The 16,222-nt window shown below is 62.5% G+C and carries 7 protein-coding genes; 1 reads left to right on the top strand and 6 read right to left on the bottom strand.

Translation table 11 applies throughout. From position 1 onward, the window contains the following. Positions 1 to 45 precede the first annotated feature (45 nt). The 5 genes from J3R84_RS33900 to J3R84_RS33880 all read right to left on the bottom strand — a co-directional run bounded on the left by J3R84_RS33900 (position 46) and on the right by J3R84_RS33880 (position 14,065). A complete protein-coding gene (locus J3R84_RS33900; protein WP_057221316.1) occupies positions 46 to 612 on the bottom strand; it encodes an NADH-quinone oxidoreductase subunit I in 567 nt (188 codons plus the stop codon). A 10-nt stretch (positions 613 to 622) separates the two neighbouring features. After that, positions 623 to 1,624 (bottom strand): NADH-quinone oxidoreductase subunit NuoH, encoded by a 1,002-nt coding sequence (nuoH, locus tag J3R84_RS33895; RefSeq protein ID WP_203529645.1) that lies wholly within the window; start codon positions 1,622 to 1,624, stop codon positions 623 to 625. A gap of 291 nt (positions 1,625 to 1,915) precedes the next feature. Then, positions 1,916 to 3,091 carry an ABC transporter substrate-binding protein gene (locus tag J3R84_RS33890; RefSeq protein ID WP_203529647.1) on the bottom strand — a complete coding sequence of 392 codons (1,176 nt, stop codon included), beginning with the start codon at positions 3,089 to 3,091 and terminating at the stop codon, positions 1,916 to 1,918. Between the two features lie 53 nt (positions 3,092 to 3,144). Continuing rightward, positions 3,145 to 3,510, bottom strand: coding sequence for a hypothetical protein (locus tag J3R84_RS33885; protein ID WP_057217293.1), 366 nt, complete (start codon positions 3,508 to 3,510; stop codon positions 3,145 to 3,147). 76 nt (positions 3,511 to 3,586) lie between these two features. Then, positions 3,587 to 14,065 carry a beta strand repeat-containing protein gene (locus J3R84_RS33880; RefSeq protein WP_207932874.1) on the bottom strand — a complete coding sequence of 3,493 codons (10,479 nt, stop codon included), beginning with the start codon at positions 14,063 to 14,065 and terminating at the stop codon, positions 3,587 to 3,589. A gap of 505 nt (positions 14,066 to 14,570) precedes the next feature. Between J3R84_RS33880 and J3R84_RS33875 the strand changes: the two genes are divergently transcribed. Then, entirely contained in the window at positions 14,571 to 15,518 is a 948-nt protein-coding gene (locus J3R84_RS33875) for a transglutaminase-like cysteine peptidase (RefSeq protein WP_225906502.1), read from the top strand. Positions 15,519 to 15,613: 95 nt separating this feature from the next. On the opposite strand, the gene J3R84_RS33870 is transcribed toward J3R84_RS33875, so the two are convergent. Continuing rightward, on the bottom strand, positions 15,614 to 16,222 hold the full coding sequence (locus tag J3R84_RS33870) for a ribbon-helix-helix domain-containing protein (RefSeq protein WP_057217287.1): 609 nt from the start codon (positions 16,220 to 16,222) through the stop codon (positions 15,614 to 15,616).

The raw sequence follows: 16,222 nt of genomic DNA, 5'->3' as shown, positions 1-16,222 counted from the left end.
CTGAGCCTCCTGTCTACGCGTTCCGGCTTGGCGGCGGACGCGCGTTCACGTTCGCCGGATATTCCGCCACCAGTTGTACCCCTGCAGTTCGCTCGTCTCGACCAGAACGTCACCGTCGGTGTTCAGGTGCGCCGCGACCACACCGCCGCCGGTCATCGCTTTGCCCGGCTTGGCAAGCAGATCGTCACGCCCGATCACCAGGTCGGGCGAGGAAAAACTCGAGAATTCGTATTGCTGGCCAAGCGCGATCGCGTCCGCTGGGCAAGCGTCCTCGCACAACCCGCAGAATAGGCATCGGGCCGTGTCGATCTCAAATTTTGCTGGCCGACGGTTGCCCTTCTCGTCTTCGTAGGGAACGACTTCGATGCAGTAGCAGGGACAGATCCGCGCGCAGAGTTCACAGGCCACGCATTTAATCTCGCCCTGGTCGTCGCGCTTCAGGAAATGGTGCCCGCGGTAACGCGCATAAGGCAACCATTTTTCCTTGTCCGGATACTGCATGGTCACGGATTTGGAGAACATGTAGCCGAATGTCAGAGCCAAAGCGTTCGCTAGATCGGCGAAGAACACCCAGCCGATCCAAGTTCCAACTCTGTTTCCTGCGTGCGACATCGCCGCCCCGCTACGGAGCCGCTGCGGCTCCCAAAAGAACACCGGTTATAATTATGTTCGCCATCGAAAGAGGAAGCAAGACTTTCCATCCGATCGCCATCAACTGGTCGTAGCGATAGCGTGGGAAAGTGAAGCGGAACCATATGAATACATAGATGAAGAAGGCGACCTTGAGCGCAAACCAGAGAAGCGGCGGCAAGGGAAGCAGCACGCCGTTCCAACCGCCGAAGAACAGGATCACCACCAGCACCGACACCAGCAACACAATGGCGTATTCGCTGACCATGAAGAATGCAAAGCGGATGCCGCTGTACTCGGTGTGGAACCCGGCCCCCAAATCGCCTTCCGCTTCCGCCAAGTCGAAGGGAATGCGCTGCGCTTCGGCCAGGCCGGCGACGAAGAACACGAAGAAACCGACGGGTTGGTAGACGATGTTCCAGACACCGGCTTGCGCCCGGACGATCTCGAGCAGGCTCATGGATTGCGCCAGCATGACCACGCCGATGACCGCGAACCCCATCGGGATCTCGTAGCTGATCATCTGCGCGCAGGTCCTGAGGCTGCCCAGGACAGCATATTTGCTGTTGGCGGCCCAGCCGCCGAAGATGACGCCGTAGACCTCGATCCCGATCACCGCGAAAACGAAAAGCAGCCCCACATTCATATTGGAGACGTAGAGCGTAATTTCGGTGCCGAGAACCGAGACGGTTTCGCCGAAGGGGATCGCGACGAACACCACGAAGGGTGGGGCAAGCGCCAGGATCGGCGCCAGTTTGAAGAGGAAGCGATCGGCCTCGGCCGGGATATGATCCTCTTTGGTTAGCAGCTTGATACCGTCCGCCAGCGGCTGTAGCAGCCCGTGCCAACCCACGCGCATTGGCCCCATACGCTGCTGGATGTGACCCGCGACCTTGCGCTCCACCCAGGTCAGCGGCAAGGGCAGCAGTAGCAGGATCGCAATTAGAAATGCGACCTTGAAGACGATCAGGCCAAGAGCGACGATAAGTTCCATGATCGGCGGCTACTTATTCATCGGGTTGAAACGACGCCCGGACGTTGGCTCCAGCTATACGTTGAATGCCAGTATTACGGTACAGCGGTGATGCATTACTTGCAAAGCGAAAATCATTTCCGCATCTATTGCGCGTTTGGCGCAAACGACTTCATTCAAAACTTGAACTCAGCTGATTCTTATAAGTCTCAGCGCAAGCATGCCCACGCGACCAAATCGCGAGGCCGCCATTGCCGTGGGCGAACCTTTCGTTGTCGATCTCAGGGCTTGCACAGTGTCCAGTCGCCCGGCTCAAAACGAGCGTGGGGCCGGATCCAGGAGCTTCACGCTTCCGCCCGTAACTTGATGGATTGCGCAGGTCCGCCGCACGGTGCCGTTCTTTTCGAAGCGGAATGCCGCCGCTGCGCCGATGAAGCCGTTCGGAGAACGGATGTTCTCCTGGTTGATGGCGTCTTCGCCCTGGGTACGGACGAGACCGGCTGCAAGCGCAATGATGTCGAAGCCATAGGCCGCGTCGGGGCTGGCAGCACGCTCGTAGCGGTCGAGATAGCGCGAGGTCATCCGCGAACCGTTCTCCGGACCGAAGAGACAGAGATGACTTCCGGAAAGTTCTGGGCGCCTGTAGGCGGCCGCGCTCCAGCCGGAGCTTCCAACGACCATCGCGTTCGGTTTCAGATAACCGTTGGCCTTGAGTTGCGACAGCGCGCCGACGTCGGAAACTCCCGCACCGACCAGGATCACTGCATCGACGTCCTTCAGCTTGGCCTTGGTCGCCACGTTGGCGGAAAACGCGGTCGTGCCTGTCACAGCAACGAGGGCCGGCTTGATGCCATAGCCGGCAAGCTCGCGCTCGAGCCTTTGCCGCTCGGCGGCGGAGGCATCGCTCGGCAAAAGCACGACAAGCCGCTTATGGCCGGAAGCCACCGCGTATGACGCGCCCTCGACGGCGCTGTCGATGCGGTCCGATACGAAGGCGAAGGTGCCCGTCGGCCGCTCGGCGCCGTTGTCGCGTAACACCAGTAGTGGCGCGCGAGCATTGCCGAGGCCCTGGCGGACGGTGCTGACCGGCACGTCAGCAACGGAAACGGCAACGAGCGCGACGTTCTGGCCGGCGAGCCGCTTCGCCGCGTCCTGGATCTGCTGTGGTGAGCCGTCGGTATTCTCGACCAGCAGCGAGAGCTGGCCACCGCCAACCTCATCCACGGCGAGCGACGCGCCATCCCGGATGTCGCGTTCGCGCACCGTTTCTCCGGTCGGCGACATGAGGGCCGTGATGAGCGCGATCCGCGTCGCGCCGCTGCCGAAGGTTTCCTGCGGTTTCGCCGCATGTTCTGCCGCGCGCCGGGCATGCATCGCCTGCGGTGATTCCACGTCGAGCACGTCTTGAGGGGTGGGGGTGCCCTGGCAGCCGGCAAGCACGCCGAGCGCGAAGATGCAGAGGGTTAGCCATTGCCGACGAGGCGACACACACGTTGCTGATGAAATGACAGCGCGAGACATTGACGATCAAACCGCCTGTTTCAGTTCATGAAGCGACGCATTTTGGCGTGGAAGCAATCGCACTTGGCGAGATAGTCCTCGTCGCGCCAATTGGCTCGAAGGTAACCGTAGGCCTTGCCGCAAGCGACCTTGGTCTCGGACGCCCAAACGAAAGCGGGGCGCGTCGAGAAAATCCAGCGCGGATCATCGGCAACAGCGATCGCCTCGTCCATGCGCGACACGACCTCCTTCGTCAACGTGGCGACGTTCTCCTCGACTGTCAGCGAGGATTGGCTAAGCTCGGTGCACTGTCTGGCAACCGGTGCATAGTCGACGATGAGATCGGCCGCGAAACCTGAAAAGGGCATTAGAGCGACGATCGCGCCCGCCAGTATGCTTCTGATCATGAAAAAGATTCCCCCTGGAAATGCGGTTCCCGGATGATTGCCGAGAACCGTGAAGCTGTCGAGATCGACTTTGCGTTTAAGGAACGTCTTGTGTCTTCGGCGCACCGTTTTCGTTGAACAGGACCTTCACCACCTCGGTCGACACCTGGAAATCTTCCAGTACGGCGACCGTGTGCCAACCCGAAGCATTGCCGGCACTGCCGTCCGTGTCGACCTGCAGGTTGGCATTCTGGCCATCCTGCACGACCTGGACAAAATTGCCGTCGAGGTTCGTTCCCGATGGTAGGTTGCCCAGAAGGTCGGACAGGTCGACGGTGTCGCCCTCGCCATAGTTGTAGTCGGTTATGACGTCGTCAATGCCTGGCAGCAGGGAGTCTGAACCGATCACGAAGGTGTCGCTTCCGCCACTGCCGGTCATCGTATCGGAGCCCGTGCCTCCATACAACGTGTCGTTGCCTAAGCCGCCGTAGAGTGAATCAGCGCCACCTTCGCCGTAGAGCGTGTCATTTCCGATACCGCCTGCAAGATAGTTGGCTGCCGAGTTACCGTGTAGAAAGTCGTTGCCGGAGCCGCCGATCAAGCCCTCGATGCTCGTCAGCGTGTCACCCGCTGCGTCACCACCACCAATCGACCCCTCCGGACGGTTGCCGGCGGTAGCCACCGATGAGGCATTGCCGTTCTCGTCAAGATTGACGAACACGGCTGCGCTGCTATCGCTATAGTCGGCGATGTCCTTTCCGCCCGCGCCGTTGATGGTGTCTAGCTTCGCGCTACCGGCGATGGTGTCGTTGCCAGCGCCGCCCGTCAGCGACGGGAAGTTACCTGCTCCATTCGACGCCTCGACATCGATGGAGAGCGGGCTTGACGATGTTACATCACCATCACCATCCACTGCGGAAATCGTGAAATCAAGGTGTTGGTCCTGCGGTAAGACGTTCTTGGTGATCGTGGTACTGGAGAACTGAGCTCCCTGGTTGTTCACTCCCGCCGAGCCTGTGACCTGCAGCAAATTGAAGCTAATCACCGGATCGATGAGGAAGCCGCCGGCACTGGTGATTGAAACGGAACCGCTCGCCGTTTCCCCAGTCTGGGTGTTGGTCGCGACCCAATTGTATGTTCCACCCCCGTTGACTGAGTTCGCGACCAAGGTCACGGCGTCTACAAATTCTGGGTTCGTGCCCGGTAATTGGTCCCCGGCCGCTCCCGGGTTATGGAATTCCATCGTGAAGCTTTCGTTGGCACCGACAAATGTGTTGCCAACGCCGAAGCCGTTATTGTTGGAATTGACGCCTCCAGGACTTGAAAACTCGATCCGTCCGTCGCTCGTTTGGCGCCAGCCGCTAGGCCCACCAGCGTCGAGGTTTTGGGTCGAATAACTGGTGCTGGTGCCCGCATTGGGACTAACGAGGTTGAAAGCATATGTTCCATCGCTGCGCACATCCAGCGTGAAGACAGTTGGGGCCTGCTGAGGACCCGCTCCGTCCGGATCGGGAGCGGTTGCAGTCAATCTGGTTGTCGTGAGACCATTGACCGTCGTTGTCGAAAGCGGCTGATACGTCAGGCCGGGGACCGCCGTTAAGCCGGCAATATTGAAGTTCGCGATGGCATCGGCTCCCGGCTGCAGCGCAAATGTCCCCGTCACTGACCCTGCCTGATTGGGGATAATCGCCGACATGAACTGGCCCAACACCGGCGCGTCGTCGACGATCGAGATCAGCAGGTTGCCTGCTGGAGCAGCGTCGCCATCGGCATCGCTGATCACGACCGGAAGGTTCACCGAGGTGTTGTCGCCCGATGTGTTGTCCAGCAGCGTATAGGCGTAAACGATCGTGCCGGCCCCAGTGATTGCATTGTAGGTGTAGTGCGCCGTCAGCGAGCCCGTCGCGTCGATGAAGGTGGTCGGCGACATCGTAAGCGTATGGCCGCCCACTGTAATCGTCGATACCCCGTCTTTCGAAGTGAACCCGATCGTGCCGTTCGTTTTCTCTGAAGTGTCTGAGTTGTTGCTTCCGAGGCCATCGGCTGCCTCGCCTGTGCCGGCCGATTCGAACCCGCGCGATGGCAGGCCCTTCTCATAGACAACCGTACCAGCCGAGCCCGCGCCCGGGATCGACACCGTCGGCCCAGCATCACCAATGCTGATTGTCAGCGTCGTGTGTGCGAGATCGCCGTCGCCGTCCTTTAACGTATAGGTGAAGACGTCGCTGACGCCGCCGGCCGAGCCTGGATTGCGTACATAGGTGTAACCGCCGTTCGCATCCAGCGTCAGCTTGCCATGAAGGCCATCGATCTGAGTGTTGAGTGTTAGCGGACTATCCAAAAACGCACCGCTGTTGCCGGCGACGACGCCAACCACAGCGGCTCCATCCGCACCAAGCGTATCCGCCCCAGCATTCGTTGTGCCGGCTCCCGTGATCACATTGCCCGTGGCGGCTGTGAAGTCACTGGCCGCCATACTATCTAAATCCGCAACCACCGCCGGAACGTCGTCGATCATCTCCACGTTGAGCACGGCGCTGCTGGCCGAGCCGTCCTCGTCCGTCACCGCCACCGTGAAGTTGTCGAACACACCGCCGTCGGTACCGGCCGAAGTGTGTCCCGTGCTGTTGTCCTGCAGCAGATAGCTGTAGGTGAAGGTCGCACCCGTCACCACGCCGTTGACCGTCGTCGGTGTGTAGCCGGTGATCGTCAGAAGCCCAAGCGCCGTGTCCACCGTCTGGTTGGCGGTGAACACGCCAGCCGTCACCACCGCAGTGCCGTTCACTGTCAGACCGGCAAGACCGTCCGCCGTCGTCACCGAGAAGCTGCCCGTCTGCGTCAGCGCAGCCGCATCCGGCGACGAGCCGTCCGACAGGTTCCGCTCGTAGACCGTCTCCTCGGCGCCGACACCGCCCAGCCCGTTCACGCTCACGCCGTCGTCGGCGCCGTTGATCGTGATGGTAACCGTCTGTGTCGCTGTGCCACCATAACCGTCATCGACGGTCACGTCGTACTTCTGCGTCAGCGTCTCGCCTGGATTCAGCGAGTCCAGCACACTGTCGGCAACCTGGAAGGTCCAGCCGACCGAGTCGCTCGCCTGGTTCACCGCCGCCAGCGCGAAGGTGCCGAGGTAGCTGGGGCCCTGTGCGGTGAAGCCGGCGCTGTGCGTGTCGAGCGCATCGACGTCGCCAAAGGTCACCGCGCCGTTCTGCGCATGCGTCGTGGCATTCTCGCCCGCAGCATTGTCGGCGATCTCCGTCACCGCACCGCTCTGCACCGCAGAGGTGATTACCGGAACGTCGTTCGTGCCGGTGATCGTGATCGTCACCGTCTGCACTGCCGTGCCGCCATGGCCGTCATCGACGGTCACGTCGTATTTCTGCGTCAGCGTCTGGCCGGCCTGCAGGCTGTCGAGCACGCCGTCGGCGACCTCGAAGCTCCAGCCGACCGAGTCACCCGCCTGGTTCACCGCCGCCAGCGCGAAGGTGCCGAGGTAGCTGGGGCCCTGTGCGGTGAAGCCGGCGCTGTGCGTGTCGAGCGTATCGACGTCGGCAAAGGTCACCGCACCATTCTGCGCATGCGTTGTCGCATTCTCGCCCGCTGCATTGTCGGCGATCTCCGTCACCGAACCGCTCTGCACCGCAGAGGTGATCACCGGAACGTCGTTCGTGCCGGTGATGGTGATCGTCACCGTCTGCACTGCCGTGCCACCATGGCCGTCATCGACGGTCACGTCGTACTTCTGCGTCAGCGTCTGGCCGGCCTGCAGGCTGTCGAGCACACCGTCGGCGACCTGGAAGCTCCAGCCGACCGTGTCACCCGCCTGGTTCACCGCCGCCAGCGCGAAGGTGCCGAGGTAGCTGGGGCCCTGTGCGGTGAAGCCGGCGCTGTGCGTGTCGAGCGTATCGACGTCGGCAAAGGTTACCGCGCCGTTCTGCGCATGCGTTGTCGCATTCTCGCCCGCAACACCGTCGGCGATCTCCGTCACCGCACCGCTCTGCACCGCAGAGGTGATTACCGGAACGTCGTTCGTGCCGGTGATCGTGATCGTCACCGTCTGTGTCGCCGTGCCGCCATGGCCGTCATCGACGGTCACGTCGTACTTCTGCGTCAGCGTCTGGCCGGCCTGCAGGCTGTCGAGCACGCCGTCGGCGACCTGGAAGCTCCAGCCGACCGTGTCACCCGCCTGGTTCACCGCCGCCAGCGCGAAGGTGCCGAGGTAGCTGGCGCCCTGTGCGGTGAAAGTTGCGCTGTGCGTGTCGAGCGTATCGACGTCGGCAAAGGTCACCGCACCATTCTGTGCATGCGTTGTCGCATTCTCGCCCGCTGCATTGTCGGCGATCTCCGTCACCGCACCGCTCTGCACCGCAGAGGTGATCACCGGTGCGTCATTCGTGCCGGTGATCGTGATCGTCACCGTCTGTGTCGCCGTGCCGCCATGGCCGTCATCGACGGTCACGTCGTACTTCTGCGTCAGCGTCTGGCCGGCCTGCAGGCTGTCGAGCACGCCGTCGGCGACCTGGAAGCTCCAGCCGACCGTGTCACCCTCCTGGTTCACCGCCGCCAGCGCGAAGGTGCCGAGGTAGCTGGCGCCCTGTGCGGTGAAAGTTGCGCTGTGCGTGTCGAGCGTATCGACGTCGGCAAAGGTCACCGCACCATTCTGTGCATGCGTTGTCGCATTCTCGCCCGCTGCATTGTCGGCGATCTCCGTCACCGCACCGCTCTGCACCGCAGAGGTGATCACCGGTGCGTCATTCGTGCCGGTGATCGTGATCGTCACCGTCTGTGTCGCCGTGCCGCCATGGCCGTCATCGACGGTCACGTCGTACTTCTGCGTCAGCGTCTGGCCGGCCTGCAGGCTGTCGAGCACGCCGTCGGCGACCTGGAAGCTCCAGCCGACCGAGTCACCCGCCTGGTTCACCGCCGCCAGCGCGAAGGTGCCGAGGTAGCTGGCGCCCTGTGCGGTGAAAGTTGCGCTGTGCGTGTCGAGCGTATCGACGTCGGCAAAGGTCACCGCACCATTCTGTGCATGCGTTGTCGCATTCTCGCCCGCTGCATTGTCGGCGATCTCCGTCACCGCACCGCTCTGCACCGCAGAGGTGATCACCGGTGCGTCGTTCGTCCCTAGGATTACGATCGTAACCGTCTGCGTCGCGGTGCCGCCATGGCCGTCATCGATGGTTACGTCATATTTCTGCATCAGGATCTGGCCTGCCTGCAGCGAGTCGAGCGCACCGTCGGCAACCTGGAAGTTCCAGCCGACCTTGTCGGTCGCCTGATTCAGCACGCCGAGCGAGAAGGTACCGAGATAGCCGCTGCCCCCCGCTGCGAAGCTGGCGCTGTGCGCGTCGAGCGTATCGACGTCGGCAAAGGTTACCGCGCCGTTCTGCGCATGCGTTACCGCATTTTCGCCCACGGTACCGTCAAACCGTTCCACCACGCCGCCAAGCTGCCAACCGGACGTGATCACCGGGGCGTCGTTGGTGCCGGTGATGACGATCGTCACCGTCTGCACTGCCGTGCCACCATGGCCGTCATCGACGGTCACGTCGTACTTCTGCGTCAACGTCTGGCCGGCTTGCAGCGAGTCCAACACGCCGTCAGCCACCTTGAAGCTCCAGCCGACCTTGTCAGTCGCCTGATTCACCGGGCCGAGCGAGAATGTGCCGAGATAACCGCCACCCTGCGCCGCGAAGCTGGCGTTGTGTGTGTCGAGCGTGTCCACATCGGCAAAAGTGACCGCGCCGCCCTGCACATGCACAACCGCATTCTCACCGGCCGCGTTATCAACTCGTTCCGTCACCGCACCGCTCTGCACCGCAGAGGTGATTACCGGAACGTCGTTCGTGCCGGTGATCACAATCGTCACCGTCTGCACTGCCGTGCCGCCATGGCCGTCGTCGACGGTCACATCGTACTTCTGCGTCAGCGTCTGGCCGGCCTGTAGCGAGTCCAGCACGCCGTCGGCGACCTCGAAGCTCCAGCCGACCGAGTCACCCGCCTGGTTCACCGCCGCCAGCGCGAAGGTGCCGAGGTAGCTGGGGCCCTGTGCGGTGAAGCCGGCGCTGTGCGTGTCGAGCGTATCGACGTCGCCAAAGGTCACCGCGCCGTTCTGCGCATGCGTTGTCGCATTCTCGCCCGCAGCATTGTCGGCGATCTCCGTCACCGCACCGCTCTGCACCGCAGAGGTGATTACCGGTGCGTCATTCGTGCCGGTGATCACGATCATCACCGTCTGTGTCGCGACGCCGCCATGGCCGTCATTGACGAGCACGGTGTACTTCTGCGTCAGAGTCTGGCCGGCCTGTAGCGAGTCCAGCACGCCGTCGGCAACCTTGAAGTTCCAGCCGATCGTATCAGTCGCCTGGTTCACCGCGTCCAGCTTGAAGGTGCCGAGATAACCGCCGCCTTGCGGCCAGAAGCTGGCGCTGTGGGTGTCCAGTGTATCGACGTCGGCAAACGTCACTGCACCCCCCTGCACATGGACGACCGCATTTTCGCCGGCCGCACCGTCAGCATGCTCCGTCACGGTAGCGCTCTGTGTACCCGACGTGATCACCGGTGCGTCGTTCGTCCCTAGGATTACGATCGTAACCGTCTGCGTCGCGGTGCCGCCATGGCCGTCATCGATGGTTACGTCATATTTCTGCATCAGGATCTGGCCTGCCTGCAGCGAGTCGAGCGCACCGTCGGCAACCTGGAAGTTCCAGCCGACCTTGTCGGTCGCCTGATTCAGCACGCCGAGCGAGAAGGTACCGAGATAGCCGCTGCCCCCCGCTGCGAAGTTGGCGCTGTGCGCGTCGAGCGTATCGACGTCGGCAAAGGTTACCGCGCCGTTCTGCGCATGCGTTACCGCATTTTCGCCCACGGTACCGTCAAACCGTTCCACCACGCCGCCAAGCTGCCAACCGGACGTGATCACCGGGGCGTCGTTGGTGCCGGTGATGACGATCGTCACCGTCTGCACTGCCGTGCCACCATGGCCGTCATCGACGGTCACGTCGTACTTCTGCGTCAACGTCTGGCCGGCTTGCAGCGAGTCCAACACGCCGTCAGCCACCTTGAAGCTCCAGCCGACCTTGTCAGTCGCCTGATTCACCGGGCCGAGCGAGAATGTGCCGAGATAACCGCCACCCTGCGCCGCGAAGCTGGCGTTGTGTGTGTCGAGCGTGTCCACATCGGCAAAAGTGACCGCGCCGCCCTGCACATGCACAACCGCATTCTCACCGGCCGCGTTATCAGCTCGTTCCGTCACCGCACCGCTCTGCACCGCAGAGGTGATTACCGGAACGTCGTTCGTGCCGGTGATCACAATCGTCACCGTCTGCACTGCCGTGCCGCCATGGCCGTCGTCGACGGTCACATCGTACTTCTGCGTCAGCGTCTGGCCGGCCTGTAGCGAGTCCAGCACGCCGTCGGCGACCTCGAAGCTCCAGCCGACCGAGTCACCCGCCTGGTTCACCGCCGCCAGCGCGAAGGTGCCGAGGTAGCTGGGGCCCTGTGCGGTGAAGCCGGCGCTGTGCGTGTCGAGCGTATCGACGTCGGCAAAGGTCACCGCGCCGTTCTGCGCATGCGTCGTGGCATTCTCGCCCGCAGCATTGTCGGCGATCTCCGTCGCCGCACCGCTCTGCACCGCAGAGGTGATTACCGGTGCGTCATTCGTGCCGGTGATCACGATCATCACCGTTTGTGTCGCGACGCCGCCATGGCCGTCATTGACGGTCACGTCATATTTCTGCGTCAGCGTCTGGCCGGCCTGCAGCGAGTCGAGCACGCCGTCGGCGACCTCGAAGCTCCAGCCGACCGAGTCACCCGCCTGGTTCACCGCCGCCAGCGCGAAGGTGCCGAGGTAGCTGGCGCCCTGTGCGGTGAAGCCGGCGCTGTGCGTGTCGAGCGCATCGACGTCGGCAAAGGTCACCGCGCCATTCTGTGCATGCGTTGTCGCATTCTCGCCCGCAACACCGTCGGCGATCTCCGTCACCGCACCGCTCTGCACCGCAGAGGTGATTACCGGAACGTCGTTCGTGCCGGTGATCGTGATCGTCACCGTCTGTGTCGCCGTGCCGCCATGGCCGTCATCGACGGTCACGTCGTACTTCTGCGTCAGCGTCTGGCCGGCCTGCAGGCTGTCGAGCACGCCGTCGGCGACCTCGAAGCTCCAGCCGACCGTGTCACCCGCCTGGTTCACCGCCGCCAGCGCGAAGGTGCCGAGGTAGCTGGGGCCTTGTGCGGTGAAGCCGGCGCTGTGCGTGTCGAGCGTATCGACGTCGCCAAAGGTTACCGCACCATTCTGTGCATGCGTTGTCGCATTCTCGCCCGCAGCACCGTCGACGATCTCCGTCACCGAGCCACTCTGCGTGCCCGAGGTGATCAGTGGAACGTCGTTCGTGCCGGTGATCACAATCGTCACCGTCGTCGACGATTTGTCGCCATCGCCATCAGTGATCTCGTAACTGAACGTATCCGTCACTGTCTGGCCCGCAGCAAGACCTTGGACGGCGCCATGCGCGTTGTTCAGTGTATAGGTGTAACTGCCGTCAGCGCCCAAAACCAGCGTACCGAACTGGCCGACCGTTGCGCCACCAACCACGCCCGCCGCGTCGCCAGACGATACGGCCGTGACCGACGCCCCGTCTGCCCCCCGCACGTCCTTGACACCGTCCGTACCATTGGCATCCGTGCCACCCGAGCCGGTCAGCACATTGCCATCCGCAACGAGCACACCATCTTCGGTCGCGCTATCCGTGTCCGCTGCAGCCGTCGCAACGTCGTCGGAGACCGAGACGGAGACGGTGCCTTCCGCCGTGTCGCCGTCCGTGTCGGAAGCGATGACCTTGACCGAGCCGAGTGCGGCGAGATCGTCGGCATTGACGCCGGGATGGCTGGCATAGTTGTCGGTAAGTGTCGCCGTCACCCTCGCGCTGTCGCCGCTGCGCACCAGGTCGAGGGTGACGATGGTCACGCCGCCGGCCTTACCTACGATCTGGGTGTCGGAGACCCTATCCCAGGTCAGCGCACCGGTGAGGGTGCTGGTGTCGCCGAACACGATGGTGGCGATCGCATCCGAACCGGCCACGAAGCCGATCGTGCCGCTGCTGGCGTCGGCGCCCGGCGTGCTGCCGTCGGCCAGGTTCTGGTCGTCGAGTGCAAGCGATGCGGAAGCCGCAAGCGGATTGACTGTCGGGCCGGCGCCGTCCGTCACCGTGATCGTCTGGCTGTCGCTCGTCGTGTCGTTGTCGGCATCCTTGGCCGACAGCGTGAAGCTGACATTGACGCCGCCGGCATTGTTGAGGTTGCTGGCCGCTGCAAACGTCCAGGTGTTGTCGGCATTGACCGTCAGCGTGCCCTCGGCAAGCGCAAACGCCACCGACTGGCCCGCCGTCAAGGTCAGCGTCTGCGTTGTGTTGCCGGCCGTCACGTCGACTGTGCCGACGCCATCGGCACCTGCCGAAAGCGTCCAACTGCCGGCAAGCGTCTGGCCTTCCACCACGCTCGGCGCGGCCGGATCGGTGATCCCGATCACTGGAACGTCGTCGATGATATCGATCTGGAGGGTGGCCGAACCGCCGGCACCATCGTGATCGGTGACCGTGAGGTCGAAGATGTCCCGGTCCTGCTCGATATTCGTCCCGGGATTGACCCCGGAACTCGTGACTGCGCTCGTCAGCTCGTAGGTGTAATCCGCCACACCGGTAAGCGGGTTGTAGCCGGTGATGGTCAATGTACCGAATTGACCCACAACCGTTTGCCCGACGAGACCGCCGATGGCGAACGTCTGACCGTTGACGGTCAGGCCAGCGATGTCGTCAAGCCCGTCCGGATCGGTGAGGGCAAACACACCGCTGACCGACGCACTGCCATCGCCCGCACGCGATCCGCCTGCGAGGCCGGCTTCGTCGACTTGCCTGTCGCTCACCGCGATGCCGCCTGGATTATCTTTGGAGTCGGGGGTGATCGACGGGTCATCGTTGGGGTCAAGCGCGAAGGGCAGACGCTCGGTCGCTTCAAGCGCAGGAAACTCCAGGGCGGTCGGGGCGAGCAAGTCGATGACCGGCCCGGCCTGGCCGATGTCGCCGGTCGCATCGGAGAGATCCCCGCCGCTGCTTTGGTTCGACACGACGCTGATGGTGCCATCCGGCCCCGCGGCGACGTTGATACCGTTTTCGCCGAGCACCGCCACGAGGGTTTCGCGGGCGATTTCGGCGTCGCCGATGACGAAGGTCGGAACTTTCAATGCGGCGTTCTGGATCGTGATTGTAGAGCCATCAGGCTGTTCTAAAACGATATCAGTGCCGACCACCTGGATCTTTTCGATCGATGCGCCTGCAGGGAGGTGCACGACATTTGAAGCATCGGCGCTGACCGTCGCCGGCATCGGCGGCGTTTGGAGCGCGTTCTCAGCGCCCTTCACCGGAGCGCCGGTTGCCTGGTCCAGGAGCTGCGGCTCGTCCGTCGCGCCACCCCCGGTCTGTGCTACCAACCGGCCGGCTTTGCCATCCGGTGCGTCGCGGTACTCGATTGCCTCTGCCGGGTTTGCGGCGGCATCGTTGGAATTTGTGGTGCCTGCGGTTGCCATAGAAAATACCCCTCGACCTTTGCGGGCAAGAGAACATCAACCTTGTGCAGCCGCAATCGGCATCGAAGGGATTAGAGAAAAACAGCATAATATGATATGCTAATACCCAAAATTGGTTAGATTGACGCAATTTTAATAGTTCTGGTCATGGGTTCGAAACGAATGCCCCATCCGGGCCGCCTGAGCTATAAAAAGAAGCCCTGATGTCACAGAGAACAGTGGCAAAATGCGCCCGTCAATCGCAACTGGCCGCGTTGCAAGACGTTCCGTTGAACGCATCCTCATGAAACAACCGGCACAGGTGCCAAACGGCATGCTCCGGGCTGGCGATCGCTTTCATGATGACGGAGTCGGCGACTTCTATAAACGAATCCGTCAGTGCTCCAAAAGCATACACAAGTATAAAGTTTGAATAAAATTTTACATAAAACGTATTGGCGTGGCACATACTAAATAATACATACGGCTTTACCTGCATTTTTCTTTTGATTCGTAGAGTGTCTCCATGCAACCGAGAGACACGGCGATGAACAAGAAGAGCTGGAAGCACTGCGAAAAATACCTGAAGACTTCGGTGTTTGCGATCGGCCTGGCATCGCTTTCAGCGATATCCTCTGTGCAGGCCGGACAGCCCGGCATGCTCCAGCCCGGCGTCTTCCAGCAGATGCTGAGCCTCGCGAGTCCGCTGGCGGCCGTCGCCACTGAGGCAATCGGCACCTGGTCGAAGCAAGCCTCCGAAGGGCTCAAGCGGCAGCGGGTGCAGAAAGTGGCGGTGACGGCAGGCACCAACCTCGGTGGCCAAACACCGGCGCAGTCGACGCCCTCCGCCGTTTTCCATTCCGTCGCCTTCCGCGTCTCTTCGATCCCCGTGGCCCGCAAATGGAAAACCGTCTTTCCGGCGGTCGCGGCAGCCGATTTCGACCACTGCGCCAACGAGAGTGGTTGTGCCGCTCGCGGCATCCTCGGCAGGGCGATCGAAAACGCCAACGGCCTCGCCTTCCGGCAGAAGATCAGCGGCATCAACCGGACGGTGAACCGGCTTGTCCGCTACCAGCCGGACGCTGAGAACTACGGCTCCAAGGATTATTGGGCAACGCCGGACGAAATTCTCGCCCGCGGCAAGGGCGACTGCGAAGACTATGCCATCCTGAAGATGGCGGCTCTGAAGGCGGCCGGCCTGCCGCCGGAAGCCATGTCGGTCGTCGTTCTGCGCGATGTCCGACGCAACCTCTATCACGCGGTGCTCGCGATCACGACGAGCCAGGGCCACTTCATTCTCGACAATTTGAGCGACGAGGTGAAGCCCGACCGTGCTCTGCCCAACTACCAGCCGCTCTTCTCGGTCAGCGCCGACCGCTCCTGGATCCACGGCGTCAGGTCGACCGGCGACAAGGTCGCTTCGGCCGCACCTCTGTCCGATGTCATGCCCGGAGAGGGTGTCGCGCTTCGCTAAACCTCATCTCCAAACGCAACGCCTTTCGTCGAATGGGTGACCGCTCGAAAGGGTCGCCATTTTAACTACGCTGTCGCAGCGGCGGTCGCATTGGATCAGGCCAGAATAAAGCCGATGATGACGTCCTGGTCGGAGAGCGGAGCGAGGGCGGCGGTAAACTTGCCCCGCGTGATCTGTCCCTGCGCGCCGATGGTGAAGCCGGCCGATTGCGGTTCGCCGGGGGTCTCCTTGAGGCGGTGCACGAGATCGACAAACTGAACGTCGAAGGAGAGCTTCAAGCCCCTTGCGGGTTGAGGCAGGTGCGAGCGCAGGACACGTGACTGGACGAAGGAGAGAAAGGCGGGGTTATAGGCAATGATGTGCTTGTTCCCCGTGAGCGCAAAGGCCGGCGACGGACTTGCGCGGACCTGGCCTGCAACCACCGCCAGATTGCTGCGCTCCTTGGCCGACGAGAGTTCGTCGCGCAGGTAGCGGGTGGCGATAAAGCGCAGCCGCGCCGTCAGGTTGCCTTCGCCCTCGAGTTCTGTTTCGCAGGCGGCAACGATATCCGCGAGCTTACGGCCTTGCCGCGCGGCAAGCTCGCCAAGGCTCTGCCAATAGATCTCCTCAAGTTTGATCCCGCGGCGCTGACCGCCGACGGTGACGACACGGAACCGCAGAGCGCTCAGGTCCGCGTCGGACGGGGGAGGCGGCGTCTCGTTCAT

Source organism: Ensifer canadensis (genome assembly GCF_017488845.2).
GTDB lineage: Bacteria > Pseudomonadota > Alphaproteobacteria > Rhizobiales > Rhizobiaceae > Ensifer > Ensifer canadensis.
Note: the sequence above shows the minus strand (reverse complement) of the source record. Positions and strands in the feature narration are given on the sequence as shown.

Bases quoted from the DNA above. Each gene is read 5' to 3' on its own strand.
- J3R84_RS33900 (WP_057221316.1), bottom strand. From the start codon at position 612: ATGTCGCACGCAGGAAACAGAGTTGGAACTTGGATCGGCTGGGTGTTC.
- nuoH (WP_203529645.1), bottom strand. From the start codon at position 1,624: ATGGAACTTATCGTCGCTCTTGGCCTGATCGTCTTCAAGGTCGCATTT.
- J3R84_RS33885 (WP_057217293.1), bottom strand. From the start codon at position 3,510: ATGATCAGAAGCATACTGGCGGGCGCGATCGTCGCTCTAATGCCCTTT.
- J3R84_RS33880 (WP_207932874.1), bottom strand. From the start codon at position 14,065: ATGGCAACCGCAGGCACCACAAATTCCAACGATGCCGCCGCAAACCCG.
- J3R84_RS33875 (WP_225906502.1), top strand. From the start codon at position 14,571: ATGCAACCGAGAGACACGGCGATGAACAAGAAGAGCTGGAAGCACTGC.
- J3R84_RS33870 (WP_057217287.1), bottom strand. From the start codon at position 16,222: ATGAACGAGACGCCGCCTCCCCCGTCCGACGCGGACCTGAGCGCTCTG.